At 74.5% G+C, this 18,529-nt stretch carries 8 protein-coding genes; 2 read left to right on the top strand and 6 right to left on the bottom strand.

Going from position 1 to position 18,529, the window contains the following annotated elements:
* The coding region (locus AC2CHG_RS21565; protein ID WP_484525436.1) for a hypothetical protein at positions 1–1,029 on the top strand (1,029 nt) is incomplete at its 5' end.
* Here the strand turns inward: AC2CHG_RS21565 and AC2CHG_RS21570 are convergent.
* Positions 975–2,624 (bottom strand): DUF885 domain-containing protein, encoded by a 1,650-nt coding sequence (locus AC2CHG_RS21570; protein WP_484525437.1) that lies wholly within the window; start codon positions 2,622–2,624, stop codon positions 975–977. The genes AC2CHG_RS21565 and AC2CHG_RS21570 overlap by 55 nt on opposite strands.
* Before the next feature lie 48 nt (positions 2,625–2,672).
* Between AC2CHG_RS21570 and AC2CHG_RS21575 the strand changes: the two genes are divergently transcribed.
* On the top strand, positions 2,673–3,122 hold the full coding sequence (locus tag AC2CHG_RS21575) for a hypothetical protein (protein ID WP_484525438.1): 450 nt from the start codon (positions 2,673–2,675) through the stop codon (positions 3,120–3,122).
* Between the two features lie 59 nt (positions 3,123–3,181).
* On the opposite strand, the gene AC2CHG_RS21580 is transcribed toward AC2CHG_RS21575, so the two are convergent.
* The 5 genes from AC2CHG_RS21580 to AC2CHG_RS21600 are packed head-to-tail and all read right to left on the bottom strand — an operon-like array spanning position 3,182 to position 18,416.
* Complete coding sequence (locus AC2CHG_RS21580) at positions 3,182–8,668, bottom strand: amino acid adenylation domain-containing protein (protein WP_484525439.1); 5,487 nt, start codon at positions 8,666–8,668, stop codon at positions 3,182–3,184.
* Positions 8,668–11,793, bottom strand: coding sequence for a non-ribosomal peptide synthetase (locus tag AC2CHG_RS21585; protein WP_355509336.1), 3,126 nt, complete (start codon positions 11,791–11,793; stop codon positions 8,668–8,670). Before AC2CHG_RS21585 ends, AC2CHG_RS21580 begins: the two co-directional genes overlap by 1 nt.
* Positions 11,790–11,978 carry an MbtH family protein gene (locus AC2CHG_RS21590; RefSeq protein ID WP_135239827.1) on the bottom strand — a complete coding sequence of 63 codons (189 nt, stop codon included), beginning with the start codon at positions 11,976–11,978 and terminating at the stop codon, positions 11,790–11,792. The genes AC2CHG_RS21585 and AC2CHG_RS21590 overlap by 4 nt, the downstream gene beginning before the upstream one ends.
* A 1-nt stretch (position 11,979) precedes the next feature.
* On the bottom strand, positions 11,980–12,933 hold the full coding sequence (locus tag AC2CHG_RS21595; RefSeq protein ID WP_484525440.1) for a TauD/TfdA family dioxygenase: 954 nt from the start codon (positions 12,931–12,933) through the stop codon (positions 11,980–11,982).
* A 32-nt stretch (positions 12,934–12,965) separates the two neighbouring features.
* Positions 12,966–18,416 carry a type I polyketide synthase gene (locus AC2CHG_RS21600; protein ID WP_484525441.1) on the bottom strand — a complete coding sequence of 1,817 codons (5,451 nt, stop codon included), beginning with the start codon at positions 18,414–18,416 and terminating at the stop codon, positions 12,966–12,968.
* Between the last annotated feature and the right edge of the window lie 113 nt (positions 18,417–18,529).

Consider the following 18,529-nt stretch of genomic DNA (forward strand, 5'->3'; position numbering starts at 1 on the left):
GCCGAGGCCCGGGCGCTGCTCGCCGCGCCGCACCCGATGGTCGCCGCCGCCACCGCGCTGTGGGAACGCACCCCGGCCGCCGAGCTGGCCGCGTGGCGGGCCGCCCTGCCGGAGGCCACCCAACGTGGTCCGCTGCCGGACCAGGCGGCGCTGGACGCCTGGGCCCGGGAGCGTACCGGCGGGCTGATCGACCGCTTCCCGGTCGACGTCACCCCGGACACCCTGCTGATGCTGGCCAGCGCGCTCGCGACCCGGGTGTCGTGGGCCGACCCGTTCGACACCACCGCGGGTGCGGAGCTGGGCGCGGGCAGCGCCTGGTCCGGCCGGCTGAGCCGGGTGCTGCGTACTCCGCCGTCCGGGCACCGCTGCTGGGTGGCGGCCACCGACCGGGCCGGTGACGTGGCGGCGCACGCGGTGCCGGCCCGCACCGGCGACGACGGCGCGGGGATGCTCGTGGTGTCGGTGGCCGCCGCGCCCGAGGTACCGGCGGCCGACGTGCTGGCCGCCGCGCAGGAACTGGCGAGCGCCGCCGCGTTCGCCCCGGACGCCGTACCGGGTCACCGGTCGCTGTTCGACCTGCCGCTGGGCGAGACGGCACTGTGGACGCTGCGGGAGGAGCCGGTGAACACGTTCGCGGCGGACGGCCGGGAGGAACGCGCCACAGCGGTGCTGCCCTGCTGGTCGGCGCGCAGCCGGCACGACCTGACCGCGCCCGGGTTCGGCTTCGACGCGGCGGCCCGGGCGCTCGGTGAGCTGCTGGGCCTGGCCGGGCCGAGGTTCGACGCCGCGCAGTCGGCGGTGGCCCGGTTCGGCCGCTACGGCTTCGAGGCCGCCGCGGTGACCGCGTTCGGCCGGGCGACAGCGCTACCGCCGGAGGGGATCGCGCGCGTCGCCGAGCTGCGGTTCGGTCACCCGTACGCGGTGGTCGCGGTGACCACCGACCCGGCCGGCGGCCCGTGGCACGCGCTGCCTGTCTACTCCGCCTGGGTGGCCGACCCGGAGGAGTTGCCCGCCGACGACGCCGGGTAGGCGGCGAGCGCGCTGCTGAGCTGGTCCAGCCCCAGCGAGCCGAGTTCCAGCGCCCGGTTGTGGAACGCGCGCCGGTCGCCGGGGAACGCCGCGCGGCCGTCCCGCCACACCCGCTCCCCCACCTTGTAGGTGAGCGCCTGCCCGGGCCGGCCCAAATAGCGGGCCAGTTCCAGAGGCGCGTACGGGCCTTGGTGGCAGCGGTCGCGCAGCAGGTCCAGCGCGGCGTCGGGCGTCCACGGCGCGCCGCCGCCGGAGGGCATCGGCAGCTTCAGGTGCAGGCCGATGTCGAGCACCACCCGCGCCGCCCGCAGCAGCTGCATGAACAGGTGTCCCAGCCGGGCGCCCGGCTGCTCGTAGAGCCCGAGTTCGTCCATGAACCGCTCGGCGTACAGGGCCCAGCCCTCCTGGGCTCCGGAGAGCCCGCCGAGCAGGTTCAGCCGCTGCCCGGGCCCGCCCCGGCACGCCTCCGAGCCGAGGTGCAGGTGGTGGCCGGGGACGCCCTCGTGGTACGCGGTGCTGTACGCCCACCAGGTGGAGAAGTGCTCCCGCCCGTCGGGCAGCAGCCACGAGACCCGGCCCGGCCGGGTCAGGTCCCGCGACGGCGCGATGTAGGCGGTGCCGCCCGACGTGGTGACCCGTGACTCGACGCGGCGCAGCGGCGCGGGAATGTCGAAGTGGACGCCGTGCATCCGCTCGGTGGTGGCCTCCAGCAGCTCCTGGAGCCAGGCGGCGAACTCGTCCCGGCTGCGCAGGACGCCCGGCGCGTCGGGACGGTCGAGCCGTTCCCGCACCTCGGGCACGGTGCCGCCCAGGGCCTTCGCCTCGGCGACCAGTTCCGCCTCGATCGCGGTGAACTCGTCCCAGCCCCACGCGTACAGGTCGCGCAGGTCCGGTTCCGCGCCGAGGAAGGCCCGCACCCAGAGGGCGTACCGCTGTGGGCCGAACGCCTCGTCGTCGTGCGCGAGCGGCGCGAGGTCCGCGGTGAGCGTCGCGGCGAACCGCCGGTACGCCTCCCGCGCGCCCTGCGCCGCCGCCTGCAACGAGGCGCGCTGCGGGCCGTCGCCGTACCGCTGCACCAGGGCGAGGTCGTCGTCGAGCCAGGTGCGGCAGCGCCGCGTCACCAGGTCCACCTGACGCCGGGCCGGCAGGTGACCGCGCGCGGCGGCGAGCAACAGGCTCCGGGCGTACCCGTCGAGTGCGGCCGGAATGGCGGCCTGGCGCGCGCCGACGCGGGCCCAGCCGTCCTCGGAGGCCGCGCGCCCGGCGTCGCGGCCCGGCACCGCTGATTCGACGCACTGGCGGATGAGCTGGAGCGGGCCGGTGGCCGCGACGTGCAGTTCCCGCAGGTCCTCCCCGGCGTCGTGGAAGGCGATCCGGGCGCGCAGCCGTTCGGCGAGGTGGGCGTGCAGCGGGGTCGCGGGCAGCGTCTCGATCCGGCGCAGGGCGCGGGCGGCGAGGTCGGCGCGGGCCTGGTGACCGTCCGGGCTGTAGTCGGTGAGGCCGTCGACGTCCGGCTCACCGGCCTCGACCACGGCCGCGCACGGATCGAGGCGCCCCATCTCCCGCAGCAGCGCGTCGGTGAACTCGTCGATCATGGCGTCGAGGCTAGTCGCACGCTGGCGAGCTCCCGATACGCTCCCGCCGTGAACGTCGATGTGCCTCGCCGGCACCCGATCCAGGCTGTCGCGGCCCTGCCCGCCCTGCCCTGGTTGAGCATCCACCTGCTGCTCTACCTCGGCATCGCCATCGCGGTCCCGGTGCTGTGGCAGCTGACCCCGGCCGGCGGACTCGTCGAGGTCTCCGGCCGGGCCCTCACCGAGGTGTCGTCCGTGATCTTCAGCCGGGGCGGGCTGATCGTGAGCGCCCTGGCCGCCGGCAGCCTGGGACTGCTGCGCCTGCTGGCCGACGCCCGGTGGTACTGGTTCCGGCTGGCCGCGGTCCTGCTCCGCGCCGTGCCGTTCCCGCTGCTCGCGTTCGGCGTGGCCGGTGCGAAGGCGGCAATGCCGGTAGCAGTTGCCCATCTGCTGGTGGCGCTGCTCATCGTGCAGCCCCGGCGTTCGCACGGGATGGCCGACCGGGCCCCCGCCCGGTGACCACGGAGTTCGCGTCGGCCGGGTGCCCGGAACCGACGCGAACTCCGTGATCGACACGGTCAGACCGAGACGAGTTCCTTCTTCTCGGCCTTGGCGGCCAGGCGCTTCTCCCGTTCCTGGGCACCGATGAGGTCGTCCGGCAGGGAGTCCTCCACCTCCAGGTCGAACCGGCGCAGCAGCCGGATCGCGAAACCGCCGAGCGTGATGAGGATCAGCGCCGCGCCGAAGCAGATGTACGCGAAACCGATGCCCCGGCCCGGGCCGGTGCCGATCACCGCGCCCACCGAGCCGGCGAGCGCCCCACCGGGTGCGAGCATCGGCTCGAACAGCGCGGTGGCGCCCGGCGCGAGCAGCGCGAACCCGATCGGCAGCGTCGACCAGGAGATGGTCTGGTTGAGGCTGAACACCCGGCCGTGGAAGCGCTGCGGCACCTTCACCTGGACGATCGTCGCGTAGATCGACTGCGCGGTGGTCATCGACATGGCCAGCCAGCAGAAGCCGACGCAGATCATCGCCACCGACGCGTCCAGGCCGATCAGCACGCAGCCGATCGCGGTGCCCAGGTTGCCGATCAGCACGCCGATCATGCGGCGCTTGCGCGGACCGCCCCACAGCGACATGAGCACGCCGCCGAGCACCGCGCCGACCGCCTCGGCCAGCGCCACCTGCGCCACCTGGGTCGGGCTGCCGAACGACAGCACCAGCGGCGTGATGAGCACCAGTGCGGGCGCCAGGAAGATGTTGCCCAACGCGAAGTAGCCGAGCATCAGCCGGAACCCGCGGTGCCGCCACGAGTAGCGCATGCCGTTGGCGATGGCCACCAGCAGTCGTTCCCGGGGCCGCCAGCCCAGCGCGTCCGGGAAACGGACCACGGCGAGGGTGAGCACCGCGAACACGTAGCTGGCCACGTCGACCAGCAGGATGCCCTTCAGCTCGATGGTGGCGAGCAGGCCGGCCGCGAACGCCGGCATGAGCAGCGTGGCCACACCGGTGGAGAGCTGGGTGATGCCCATGGCGTGACCCAGGTAGCGCTTGGGCACCAGCTGCGGCACCGCCGACTGGAACGCGATCCGCTGGAACGAACCGGCCACCGAACTGAGCGCCACCAGCATGTAGATGTGCCAGAGCACCAGGTTGTCGGTCCACAACAGGGCCGCCAGCACGAGCTGGACGGAGCCGGCGAAGCAGCTCGCGGTCATCATGATCCGCCGCCGGCTGACCCGGTCGACCAGGGCGCCCGCCACCGGCAGCATGAGCACGCCGCAGATCAGCGCGAGCGCCCAGAGCAGACCGAGGTTCGCCACCGAGCCGGTGCGGTTGAACAGCCAGATCGGCAGCGCGAACGCGGTCAGCGCGGAACCGGTGCTGGAGATGAGCTGACCGGTCGTGATGGCCATGAACCGGCCCATGCTCGGCTTGACCGTCTTGGTGGGCTTACGGTCCTCCCCCACCCGCAGCGTGTCGGCCACCACCCAGCCGGCGTCCTCGCCCCGGGCCTCCGGCGTCAGCGCGCTGACGTCACCGGCGACCACCGCCGGGTGCACCTGCGTGACGATCTCGGCCAATTCCTCGGCACGGTACTTGAGGAAGAAGTGCCCGGCCTGGTCGAGGACCACGAGGCCGAGCGTGTCGCTGAGGAACTGCCACTCGGCGTACCGCTCGCGGTAGTAGTCGGTCACCGGATCCTCGGAGCCGACCACCGAGATGATCGGCGTCCGGAGCTTCTCCGCCTGCTGGTCCAGCAGCCGGGTGAAGTACTCCTCCGAGGCGCGGGAGTCGGCCCGCATGTTGCTGATGATCCGGTCGGCCTGCTCCGGGTCCAGCTCGTCGGTGTCCACACCCATCGACTTGAGCCAGCTCGCCGAGTGCCTGTTGCTGCTGAGCCGCTCGAGGCGGTCGCGGAGCGCCGCGATCACGCCCTTCGGACGGGCGAACGGGAACATGGCGCCGATGTAGACGGCCTCCAGGTCCCGGCCGGCCGCCTCGACCTTGCGGGCCACGTCGGCGAGGATGGCGCTGCCCACGCCGCAGTGGCCGTACAGGGCGATCGGCCCCTCGACCCGCTCCAGGATCTCGTCGGCGACCCGGCTGGTCAGCTCGTCGAACGGCAGCGCGTCCTCGCTGAGACCCACGTCGTGGCCGGGGATCGCCAGCGACCACAGCCCGTACCCGGCCGGCAGCGCGTCGGCAAGCGGCTGGTAGACGATGGCGCTGCCGCCGCCGTACGGAACGCAGACGTACGTCAGCACCCGCTTGCCCGCCGGGATCGGCTTGGTCAGCTCGTACAGCAGCCGGCGCGGCCCCTCCTGCGCGGCGTCACCGGAGATGAACGCGGCGAGATCCCGGATGGTGCGCTGCTGGAACAGGTCCATCACGCCGACCGCCCGGCCGCCCAGCTCCGCCTTGCGGATCTTGGCGACCACCTGGGTGGCGAGCATCGAGTGCCCGCCCAGGTCGAAGAAGTCGTCGTCGATGCCGAGCGTGTCCACGCCGAGCACCTCGGACCAGATCGCGGCCAGCGCCCGCTCGGTGTCGTCGCGCGGCTCGACGAGCGCCACCGACGCCTCGCGGGTGACCACCGGCGCGGGCAGCGCCTTGCGGTCCAGCTTGCCGTTCGGGGTCAGCGGCAGCGCGTCGAGCGTGACGAACGCGGCCGGCACCATGTATTCGGGCAGCGTGTCCTTCAGCGCCGCCTTCAGCGCGGCGTGCTCGGCCTCCCCCACCAGGTACGCGGTGAGCCGCTTGTCGCCCGGGCTGTCCTCGCGGACGATCACCGTGGCCTCGGTGACGCCCGGCTGGTCGCGCAGCGCGCTCTCGATCTCGCCCAGCTCGATGCGCAGACCACGCAGCTTGACCTGGTGGTCGATGCGGCCCAGGAACTCGATCACCCCGGCGCCGTCCGGGCCGACGACCCAGCGGGCCAGGTCACCGGTGCGGTAGAGGCGGGCGCCCGGCTCGCCGGAGAACGGGTCGGGGACGAACTTCTCCGCGGTCAGCGCCGGCCGGCGGTGGTAGCCGCGGGCCAGCCCGACACCGCCGATGTGCAGTTCGCCGGCCACCCCGACCGGGCACTGCGCGCCGGACGGGTCGAGCACGTGCAGCCGCAGGTTGGCGATCGGCGCGCCGATCGGCACGCTGGTCACCTCGGCGAGCCGGTCCGGCTCGCACGCCCAGGCGGTCACGTCGATGGCCGCCTCGGTCGGGCCGTACAGGTTGTGCAGGCCGCACCAGGGCAGCCGGGCGGTGAAGTCGGCCGCCGAGGCCAGCGGCAGCTCCTCACCGGAGCAGATCACCCGGCGCAGCGCGGTGGCCGCCTCCACGCCGTCCTCGGCGAGGAAGACGGTCAGCATCGACGGGACGAAGTGGGCGGTGGTGATCCGCTCGGACACCAGCAGGTCGCGCAGGTAGCCGGCGTCCTTGTGACCGCCGGGCTTCGCCAGCACCAGGCGGGCGCCGGTGCGCAGCGGCCAGAAGAACTCCCACACCGACACGTCGAAGCTCGCCGGGGTCTTCTGGAGCACCGCGTCGTCGGCGCCGAGGCCGTACGTCTTCTGCATCCAGTCGAGCCGGTTGACGATGCCCCGGTGCGTGTTCGGCACGCCCTTCGGGCGGCCGGTGGAGCCGGAGGTGTAGATGACGTACGCCAGGTTCTCCGGCCCGGCGGCCGGCGTGGGGTCGGTCTCGGGCTGACCGGCCCAGACCGTGGCGTCGTCCAGTTCGAGCACCGTGGCGCCGGTGTCGGGCAGCACGTCGCGCAGGTGCGACTGGACCAGCACCACCGGCGCGTCCGCGTCGCCGACCATGAACGCGAGCCGGTCGGCCGGGTACTCCGGGTCCAGCGGCAGGTACGCGCCGCCCGCCTTCAGCACGCCGAGCAGGCCGGCGACCAGTTCCACCGACCGTTCCGCGCACACCCCGACCAGGGTCTCCGGGCCGACGCCCGCCGCGCGCAGCCGGTGCGCGACGCGGTTGGCCTGCGCGTTCAGCTCGGCGTACGTGCGGCTGTGCCCGTCGATGGTGACCGCCACCGCGTCCGGGGTGGCCGCGGCGCGCTCCTCGATCGGGCCGTGCAGCGTCTCGGCGCGCGGGAAGTCGGCGGTGGTGTCGTTCCAGGCGGCCAGCAGGTCCCGCTCGGCGGCGGGCAGCAGCGGCAGCCGGGACACCGGAGTGTCCGGCGCGGCGACGACCGCGTCCAGCAAGGTGGTCCAGCGCTGCGCCATCCGCTCGACACTCACCCGGTCGAACAGGTCGGTGTTGAAGACCAGCTTGCCCCAGAGACCGTCGACGGTCTCCACCGCGTGCAGCTCGAAGTCGAACCGGGTGGCCTGCAACTCCATCGGGGTCCAGGAGAACGTGACCTCGTCGGTGCGGGACACGCCGCGGAAGCGGCCCATCTCGTAGTTCTGCAGCACGAACATGGTCTGGAACACCGGGGAGCGGCTGACGTCGCGCGGCAGGCCCAGCTCGTGGACCACCTTGGCGAACGGCACCTCGGCGTGCTCGAAACCGTCGAGCACCGTACGGCGGGTGCGTTCCAGCAGCTCGGCGAACGTCGGGTCGCCGGCCAGGTCGGCGCGCAGCGGCAGCATGTTGATGAACATGCCGACGACGTTCTCCAGCTCCGGCGCGGACCGGCCGGCCACCGACGCGCCGATGGCGAAGTCGTCCTGGCCGGCGTGCCGGGCCAGCAGCACCTGGTACGCGGCGAGCAGCGTCATGAACAGCGTGCCGCCGCTGTCGCGGGTGAGCGTGTTGAGCGCCTCCGTGGCGGCCGGGTCGAGCTGGAACTCGACGAAGTCGCCCCGGTAGGTCTGGGTGGCCGGGCGCGGCCGGTCCAGCGGCAGTTCCAGCGGGGTGATGCCGGCCAGCCGCTGCTTCCAGTAGTCGACGTGCGCCCGCGCCTGCGGGCCGTCCAGCTCCTGGGCCTCCCAGACGGCGAAGTCGCCGTACTGGATCGGCAGGGCGGGCGGCTCGCCGCCCCGGTAGAGCGTGATCAGGTCGCGCAGCAGCACGTCCACCGACCAGCCGTCGCCGACGATGTGGTGCTGGGCGAGGAACAGCACGTGGTCGTCGGCGGTGAGCCGGATCAGCAGGGCCCGCAGCAGCGGCCCGTTCGCCAGGTCGAACGGCTCGGCCGCCGCCGCGTCGACGAGCGCCTGCGCGGCGGCCTCGTCTGGCGCCTCCACCACCGTCAGCGGCACGTCGGCGGTGTCCGCGACGACCACAGTGGGGCGGCCGTCGGCATCGGCCGGGAAGCGGGTGCGCTGCGACTCGTGCCGGTCCGCGAGCCCGGTCAGGGCGGCGCGCAGCGCGTCCACATCGAGTGGTCCGCGAACCCGCAGCGGCACCGCGATGTGGTACGCCGCCTCGCCCGGGGCGAGCTGGTCCATGAACCAGACCCGCTCCTGGGCGTAGGACAGCGGCACCTCGGCGCCGGACGGGCGGGGGGTGATCCGGGCCGCGGGGGCGGTCTGGCGGGCGCGCAGCCGTCGGGCGATCAGCGCCTGCCGGGCCGCCTCGCGGGCCGGATCCTTCAGGTCCGTCATCAGTTGGTTCCCTCTTCCGCCGCGAGCAGCGCGGCGACCTCGGTGTCGGAGAGCCCGTCGAGTTCGGCGGCGATCCGCTGTTCGATCTGGGCGGCCAGGTCCGCCACCACGGGGCTGCTGAACAGCGCCCGCATGGGCAGGTCGACGTCCACCTCGGCGCGGATCCGGGCCATCGCCCGCATGCCGCGCAGCGAGTTGCCGCCGAGGGCGAAGAAGTCGTCGTGGGCGCCGACCTTCTCCACCTGGAGGATCTCGGCGTACACCTCGGCGACCAGGGCCTCGGCCTCGGTGCGGGGCGCGACGTAGCTGTCCTCGGCCGGTTCGGCCGCCGCCGGGGCGGGCAGCGCGGCACGGTCCAGCTTGCCGTTCGGCGTCAGCGGCAGCGCGTCCAGCCGGACCAGGGCGGCCGGCACCAGGTGCGCGGGCAGCTCACGGGCCAGTTCGGCGCGGACCGAGTCCTCGTGGGCCGGGCCCACCAGGTAGCCGACGAGCGTCGGCTCGCCGCCGTCGGTGCGGACCGCCGCGGCGGCGGCGCGCACGTCCGGGTGGGCCAGCAGCGCGGCCTCCACCTCGCCCAGCTCGATCCGCATGCCGCGCACCTTGACCTGGTCGTCGCGGCGGCCCAGGTAGTCCAGCGTGCCGTCGGCACGCCAGCGGGCCAGGTCGCCGGTCGCGTACATCCGCGCGCCGGGCGGGCCGTACGGGCAGGGCAGAAAGCGCTCGGCGGTCAGGGCGGGCCGGTCGTGGTAGCCGCGCGCGAGCTGGGTGCCGGTGACGTACAGCTCCCCCACCACGCCCGGCGGCACCGGCCGCAGGGCGGCGTCGAGCAGCAGCGCCCGGGTGTTCCAGGTGGGCGTGCCGATCGGCACCGGGCCGGCCGGGACCGGCTCACCGGGGGCGATCCGGGCCGCGACGCAGCCCACAGTGGCCTCCGTCGGGCCGTACTCGTTGATGACTGCCACGTCGGGGTGCGCGGCCCGCCAGGCGGCGAGCTGCTCACCGGTCAGCGCCTCGCCGCCGATCACCAGGTCGGCCGTCGGCGACAGCTCGCCGTCGAGCAGCGGCAGGTGGCTCGGCGTGACCTTGAGGAACGCGGGCCGGCCACCGGCGCGGGCGGCGGGCTCGTCGATCGCGGCGAGCCGTACCGTGCCGCCGGCGGTGAGCGTGCCGAGCAGGCCGGTCACGGTCAGGTCGAACGACACCGGCGAGTGCAGCAGCGCCACCCCGGCCAGCCCCGGGTAGGTGGCGCGGGCCCAGGCCAGGTACGCGGTCACCGCCCGGTGCTCGACCACCACGCCCTTCGGGCGGCCGGTGGAGCCGGAGGTGTAGAGCACGTACGCCGGGTGCTCCGGGCGCAGCGGCGCGACCCGGTCGGCGTCGGTGAGGTCGTCGCCGGACTGGTCCGAGCCGACCTCGCCGTCGAGCACCAGCGCGTCATCGGGCACCAGGGCGGCGGTGTCCGGCGCGGTCACCACCAGCGCGGGCGCGGCGTCGGCCAGGAGGTAGGCGATCCGGCCGGCCGGGTACGCGGTGTCCACCGGCACGTACGCGGCACCGGCCTTGAGCACCGCCAGCATCGCCACGACCAGGTCGCAGGAGCGGGGCAGCGCCAGCGCGACCCGGGTCTCCGGGCCGGCGCCGCGCGCCACCAGCAGCCGGGCCAGCCGGTTCGCGGCGGTGTTCAGCTCGCCGTAGCCGAGCGTCACGCCGTCGCAGACCAGCGCCGCCGCGTCCGGGGTGGCGGCGGCCTGCCGCTGCACCTCGTCGACCACAGTGGTCACCGGCACGTCGTGGACGGTGTCGTTCCAGGTGCCGAGCACCCGATCCCGCTCGGTGTCGGTGAGCAGCGGCAGCGCGCCGACCGTACGCTCCGGCTCGGCGACCGCGGCGGCGAGCAGCCGTACGTAGCGGCGGACCACCGTCTCGGCCGTGGCCCGGTCGAACAACTCGGTGCGGTAGACCAGGCGGCAGTCGCCGGTGGTGATGTCGAAGGCCAGGTCGTCCTTCGTGGTGCCCAGCTCCACCGGGTCGAGGCCGGAGTCCGGGATCCAGTTCAGCGCGGTCTGGAAGATCGGCTGCACCGACGGGTCACGCTGCGGGTCGACCGCCTCGACGATCTTCTGGAACGGCGTCTGCCCGTGCTCCATCGCGTCGATCAGGCCGTTGCGGACCCGGCCGAGCAGCGCCGCGAACGTCGGGTCACCGGAGACGTCGCAGCGCAGCGCCACCGGGTTGACGAACATGCCGATCAGCGGCGTCAGCTCCGGATTGTCCCGGCCCGCGGTGGAGACGCCGACCACCACGTCGGCGTCGCCGGAGATCCGCGACAGCAGCGCCGCGAAACCGGCCAGCAGCACCATGTACGGCGTGGCCTGCGCGCCGGTGGCCAGCGCGCCGACGCGGTCCAGCAGCCCGTCGGGCAGCGTGAAGCGCACCTCGTCACCGGCGAAGCCGAGCTGGGCCGGGCGGGGCCGGTCCAGCGGCAGCCCGGTGACCGGCGGCGCGCCGGCCAGGTGACCGGTCCAGAACGCGAGCTGCCGGTCCAGCTCCGCACCGGTGAGCTGCTGACGCTGCCAGACCGCGAAGTCGGCGTACTGGATGGGCAGCTCGGGCACGGCGGGCTCGGCGCCGGTGCGCGCGGCCTCGCAGAACGCGACCAGCTCGGCGTGGAACAGCACCGCCGAGTGGCTGTCGAAGACGGCGTGGTGCACCACGAACGCCAGCGCCAGCCCCTCCTCCATGCGGATCAGCCGGGCCCGCCACAGCGGCGCCGCGTCCAGCGGGATCGGCGTGCGGGCCATCTCGCCGCGGATGCGCTCGAACTCGGCCCGCTGCTCACCGGCCGGCAGGTGGGTGATGTCGGTGACGGGCAGCGACGCCGGCTCGTGGGCGCGCACGACCTGCACCAGCGCGCCGTCGTCGGTCCGCAGGTGGGTACGCAGCGCCTCGTGCCGGGCGATCACCCGGTTGACCACGTCACCGGCCGTGTCGGCGTCCACGCCGGCCGGGAACAGCCACGGGAAGGACACGTTGAACACCGGCGACCCGGCGTCGAGCTGGTTGGCCATCCACACCCGCTCCTGGGCGTACGAGGCCGGGAAGGTCCACTCCTGGCTCGTGCTCATGAGAGGGCCTCGCGCACGGAGCGGGGACGCATGTCGGTCCACACCTCGTCGACGTGGGCCAGGCACTCCTCGCGCGTGCCGGCGAAGCCGGTGTCGTGCCAGCCGGCGGGCAGGTCCCGGTCGGCCGACCAGATCGAGTACTGCTCCTCGTCGTTGCGCACGACCAGGAATCGGGGTTCGGCCATGTCAGTTCGCTCCTGCGGTCTCGGGGGTGTACGGCTCGGCCATCGCGACGGCGATCTTGCGGGGACCGGTGAAGGGTTCCCGGCCGTGCGCGGCGGTCATGTTGTCCACCACCAGCACGTCGTGGCGCTGGTAGTCGAAGCGGACGGTGGCGGCCCGGTAGGCGGCGCGCAGGTGGTCCATGACGTCGGCGGGGATTTCGCCGCCGTCGCCGTAGTAGGTGTTCGACGGCAGCCCGTCGGCGCCGAACATGGCCAGCAGCCCCTCCTGGTAGTCCTTGGGCAGGGTGCTGAGGTGGAAGAAGGTGGCGTGGTTGAACCAGCGCGGGGTGTCCGACCCGGGCCGGTGGTGCACCACGTCGCGGACCGCGCGGGTACGCAGGCCGTCCTTGCCGACCCACTCCACGGTGATGCCGTTGTCCGCCGCGTACGCCTCGACCTCGGCGCGGCTCTCGGTGTTGAACACCTCCTGCCAGCGGGTGCCGAAGTCGCCGTGGAAGTTGCGCACCAGCATCCACCGGCGGCGGATGAACTCCTCGCGGACCGCCGGGTCGATCAGCTCGAACACCCGGCGCACGTCGGCCAGCGGCGTGGCGCCCTGGCTGTCCGGCGGCGTGACGCAGTAGAAGAACAGCGTCAGCGGCCAGCGCGCCTGGTACGAGTTCTCGTTGTGCAGGAAGATCTCCTCGTCCGGCGGGTAGTCGGTCGAGGTGTAGACCCGGCCCTTGATGGAGTGCCGGGGCGAGGAGCGCTCGGTGTAGGTCAGCGGCTCGCCGGCGAGTGCGCGGACGGCCTGGTCGAAGCCGTCCACGCCGCCCACGTCGAAGCCGCGGAACAGCAGCCCGCCGCTGGTGACGAGGGTGTCCCGCAGCTCGGCGCGCCGGGCCGCGATCAGGTCGGTCAGCGCCCGGCCGTCGCTCTCGACGACCACCGGCAGCGTCGTGGTTGTCTCGCTCATGGTGCGGTGTCTCCTGGTTCTGCGTCGGGGTGTCAGCCGCGGGGCAGCCGCGGGATGGCCGGGATCGCCGCCGGAGCGGCCGGTGCGTCGGCGGGCGCCTCGGCGCGCAGCTCCTCGATCCGGGCGGCCAGGCCGGCCACCGTGGGGGTCTCGAAGAGGCTGCGCATCGGCAGCCGTACGCCTGTCGCCTTGCGCATGGCGGCGATGAGCTGCACGGCCACCAGCGAATTGCCGCCGAGGGCGAAGAAGTCGTCGTCCACGCCGACGTCGGTGACGCCGAGGCCGTCGCGCCACACCTGGGCGATCGTCTTCTCCAGCTCGGTGCCGGGCGCCGCCGAGCCGCCGCCGGTGACCCCGGCCGAGCCGGCCGGCGCGTCGGTCTCCTCGGCGAGGCTGTCGGTGGTGACCCGGGCCGCGCGGCGCCGGATGTCGGCGACGGTGCGGGTGGTGATCACCACCTGCGCGCCGAGACCGGCGGCGAGGCTGCGGCGGAACGCCTCCGCGCCGTCGACCGGCCGGATGTCCTCGGTGACCGGCGCCGCGGCGTCCGCGTCCGCCGCCGGGGCCTCGCCCAGGTTGCCGGTGACCGCGTCCTGGTCGACCCGGCGCAGCACGAAGTCACTGATCGAGACCAGCTCCCGTCCGTCGGGGTCGCGCAGCGACAGGTCGGCGGCGACCACCTCGTCGGTGGCGGCGGGCCGGTGCCGCAGGTGACTGTGGAACGTCGCCGGCAGCGCGCCGCGCACCACGATCCGGCCGTACGACAGCGGCAGGTAGGTGCCGGAGCCCTGGCCCCGGCCGAACGCGGTGGCCACGTCCAGCAGCGCCGGGTGCATGCCCCAGGAGGGCAGGTCACCGACCGCGGCGGCGGGTGCCTGCACCCGGGCCAGCTCCTCGCCGTCGGCGAGGTGGTGCTCGGCCAGTGCCGCCCAGCGCGGCCCGAACGTGAGCATGCTGGTGCGTCCCCGGCCGAACGAGGCGTCGTCGTCGACCCGCCGCCCGGCCACGGCGGGCACGGCGGCCGGCGGGGCCGCGTCGGTGGTCCACCCGGCGGTGCCGCGGACGTGGGTGCGCGCCTGGCCGGCGGCGAGGCTGGCGACGGTGAAGTCGGTGCCGTCCTCGGCCGGGGTCAGCTCGACCCGGTACTGGGCCACGGTGCCGTCCGGCACCGAGAACGGCTCCAGGAACACCACGTCCCGCAGCTCCACCGCGGCGTCGGGCCCCGGCGCGGGCAGCGCGGCGACCACCGCGGCGCGCACCGACTCCAGGTGGGCGGTGCCCGGCACCACCGGCACCCCGCCGATCCGGTGCTCGTCGAGCAGCCAGTGGGTGTCCGCCGAGACCAGGCCGTGCAGCACCGTCCCGTCCGGGCCGGCCACCATCGTGGTGAGCACCGGGTGGGCGACCGCCGTGGTCACGGTGTCCCGCCCGGCGGCCCGGAACGCGGCCGGCGCGGCGGTCTCCACCGCCATGCCGACCTCCGCCCAGCCGCCCCAGTTCTGCGACACCACAGGCGCGCGGAACCCGGTGCCGGAGCGCGCGAACGCGTCCAGGAAGTTGTTCGCGGCGCAGTAGTCGACCTGGCCGAACCCGCCGATCACCGCGGTGATCGAGGAGCAGAGCACGACGAAGTCCAGCGGCAGGTCACCGAAGACCCGGGCCAGCGCCAGGGTGCCGGCCAGCTTCGGGGCCAGCACGCGCCGCGCCTCGTCGCGGTCCTTCACCTCGGCCATGCCGCCGCCGGGCAGACCGGCGGCGTGCACGATGCCGTCCAGCCCGCCGAACCGGCGCTCCGCCTCGTCGCGGACCCGGCGCAGGTCGTCCGCGTCGGTGACGTCGGCGGCGAGCACCAGCACCTCGGCGCCGGCGGCCTCCATCCGGCGGATCGCCGCGATGGCCCGCCCGGCCCGGTCGGCGCCGCCGTGCACCGCCAGGTGCGCGTCCCACTCGTTCCGCTCGGGCAGCCCGGAGCGGGCCAGCAGCACCAGCTTGGCACGGGCCCGGCGGGCGAAGTCCTCGGCGAGGGTGACGCCGATGCCGCCGAGACCGCCGGTGATCAGGTAGCGGCCCTCCTCGCGCAGCACGCCCGGCTCGTCCTCGGCGGCCACTGTGACCTGCTCGTAGCCGGCCAGCCAGCGGCGGTCGCCGCGCAGCGCCACCTCCGGGTGCTCGGCGTCGACGGGGCTGCGCAGCTCGGCCACCAGAGCGGCCACGCCGCGCGCGGCCGGGTCGGTGTCGAGCAGCCGCACGGTCAGGCCGGGCAGCTCGGCCGGGAGCACCCGGGCCAGGCCGGCCAGCGTGGCGTGCTCCGGGCGGGTCAGGTCGTCGCCGCGGACGTCGCCGATGCCGGCGGTGACCAGGTCCAGGCGGACGCCCGCCTCGTCGGCCGTCACACCCGCGCCGGCCAGGGCCTGCACCAGGTGCAGCGCGCCGAAGAAGCCGCGCTCCTGCGCCGCCCAGGCGGCCGCCGCGTCGGTGCCGGCCGGGTCACCGTCGAGCGCGAACGCGTGCACGATCCGCCGGGGCAGGTCGGCGCCGAGCGCGGCGACCAGTTCCTCGGCGTCGGCGCGTACGCCGGGGCGCAGCCGGAAGCCGTTGGCGGTGGCGGTGAACGCCTCGCCGGCGCGTACCTCGACCGGGTCGTCGCCGGCGGCGCGCAACGCGGCCACGAGCGCGTCGCCGCGCGGACCGTCGGCCAGCACCAGGCAGCGGCCCAGCGGCTCGGCCGTGCGGGCCGGCGCGGCCTGCCGCCACACCGGTACCGCGAACCACTCCGGCAGCGGGCGCGGGCCGGTCTCGACGGGCGCCGCCGCCAGCTCCTGCTCCGGGTCCGGGTCGATCCAGTAGCGGCGCCGCTCGAACGGGTACGTGGGCAGCGGCACCCGCCGCGCGTGCGGGTCGGCCGGGACGCTCACCGGCACCCCGGCGCACCAGAGCGCGCCGGCCGTGCCGAGCAGCGCGGCCAGGTCACCGGTCTGCTCGCCCGGGCCGGGCAGGCTACCCAGCGGGGTCAGCGCGCGCTGCGCCTCACCGGCCTTGGCGACCTGCATCCGGGCCAGGTTGGCCAGCTGCCGGCCGGGGCCGCACTCGACGAGCGCCCAGGTGCCCTCGGCGAGCAGCGTCGCCACGCACGCGCCGAAGCGGACCGGGCGGCGCAGGTGCGCGGCCCAGTACGCCGGGTCGGTGGCCTGCGCCTCGGTGATCCAGGTGCCGGTCACGTTGGAGACGAACGGCACCGCCGGGGCGCGCAGCGGCACGGTGGCCATCAGCGCGGTGAACTCGTCCAGGATCGGGTCCATCATCGGCGAGTGGAACGCGTGCGAGGTGCGCAGCACCTTCGACTTGTTCTTGCCGCCGAGGCTCGCCGCGAACTCCTCCACGAGCGCCGTCTCACCGGCGACCACGCAGGTGCCGGGGCCGTTGACGGTGGCCACCGACAGGCCCTCGGGCAGCTTGCCGGTCACCTCCGACTCGTCGAGCGTGACCGCCAGCATCGAACCGGCGGGCAGGGAGTGCATGAGCCGGCCCCGGGCGGCCACCACGCGCAGCGCGTCGGCGAGGTCGAGCACCCCGGCGACCGTCGCGGCCACGTACTCGCCGATGGAGTGGCCGATCATCGCGGCCGGGGTGACCCCGGCGGCCCGCCAGGCGGCGGCGAGGGCGTACTCGACGGTGAACAGGGCGGGCTGGGTGTAGCGGGTCTGCGTGAGCTTGTCCGCCGCCTCCGGGTCGCGGCCCAGGATCAGGTCGCGGATGTCCAGGCCCAGCTCGGGGCGGAGCAGCTCGGCGCACTCGTCGACGGCGGCGGCGTACGCGGTGTCCTGCGCGTACAGCTCGGCGCCCATCCCGGCGTACTGCGAGCCCTGACCGCTGAACAGGAACGCCACCCGGGGTGCGGCGCCCTCGGCGGCACCCCGGTGGCCCTTGCGCCGCTCGCGCAGCGCGGCGGCGGCGGACGCCGGGTCACCGGCGACGACGGCGGCGCGGTGGGCGTACACCTGGCGGCCGACACGCAGCGTGTGCGCCACGTCGGCGAGCGCCACGTCGCTGCCGCTCTCCAGGTGGTCGGCGAGCCGCCGCACGGCGGTGTCCAGCGCGGTCGGGGTCTTCGCCGACACCTGGAGCAGCTGCGCCGGGCGGGCCGGCGGCTCGGGCCGGCCGGCGGCCGGGGCCTCCTCCAGCACCACGTGCGCGTTGGTGCCACCGATGCCGAAGGAGCTGACGCCGGCGCGGCGCGGTCCGCCGTCGGCGTCCCACTTGGTCAGCGTGTTCGCCACGTAGAACGGGGTGTCGGCGAAGTCGATGGCCGGGTTCGGCGACTCGTAGTTGATGGTCGGCGGGATCAGCCCGTGTTCCATCGCCAGCACCGTCTTGATCACGCTGACGATGCCGGAGGGCTGGCTGAGGTGGCCGATGTTCGACTTCACCGAGCCGATGCCGCACCAGCCGCGCTCGTCGGTGTCCTTGGTGTAGACGGCGGACAGCGCGGCGACCTCGATCGGGTCGCCGAGCGCGGTGCCGGTGCCGTGCGCCTCGACGTAGCTGATGCTGCGCGGGTCGACGCCGGCCAGCTCGACGGCCTGGGCGACGGCCTCCATCTGCCCGTCGATGCTGGGGGCGGTGAAGCCGACCTTCCCGGCGCCGTCGTTGTTGATGGCGTTGCCGAGCACTACCGCGCGGATGGTGTCGCCGTCGGCGATCGCGTCGGAGAGCCGCTTGAGCAGCGTCACGCCGACGCCGCTGCCCCACACCGTGCCGTTCGCTCCGGCGTCGAACGGCCGGCACCGCCCGTCGGGCGAGGTGAAGCCGTCCATGCCGAGGTAGCCGACGTGCGGCAGCTCGATGTTGACACCGCCGGCCAGGGCCATGTCGCACTCGCCGTTGCGCAGCGCCTCGCAGGCCAGGTGGAACGCGACGAGCGAGGTGGAGCAGGCGGTGTGCACCGTCATGCTGGGGCCGCGCAGGTCCAGCCGGTACGACACGTTGGTGGCCACGTAGTTCGGCGAGTTGCCGGTGGCGAGCGAGACCGCGCCGTGCGGGTTCCCGCCGACCCGCTTGTTGCGGTACACGTTGCGGTGCAGGTACGTGTTGCCGCCGGTGCCGGCGTACACGCCGACCGCGCCGTCGTAGCGGCCCGGGTCGTAGCCGGCGTCCTGCAACGCGGTGTAGCAGGTCTCCAGGAACAGCCGGTGCTGCGGGTCGGTGATCTCGGCCTCGCGGGCGGTCATCCCGAACAGGCCGGCGTCGAACTCGTCGTAGCCGTCCACCAGCGGGGCACGGTTGACCCAGCCCGGGTCGTCGACCTCCTGCGGCTGGGCGCCGCGGGCGAGCTGCTCCTCGCGGGTCAGCTCGGTCGTCGACTCCACGCCGTCGACCAGGTTGCGCCAGAACTCGTCGACGTCGGCCGCGCCGGGGAGGCGGGCGGCGAGCCCGACGATGGCGATGGGCTCGACGCCGTCGTCGGCGGGAATGTCGTTCTGCATGGGGGTTCCTTCATTCACAAGGGATCGCGTCACGGGTGAGGTCGGCGTGGTGGCGGGGTGCGGCGGGCGCGGCCCCGCCGGGCGGCGGCGCGCATCGCGGCGCGGGCCAGTTC

The sequence above is a fragment of the Micromonospora sp. ATLC20 genome (assembly GCF_057196585.1).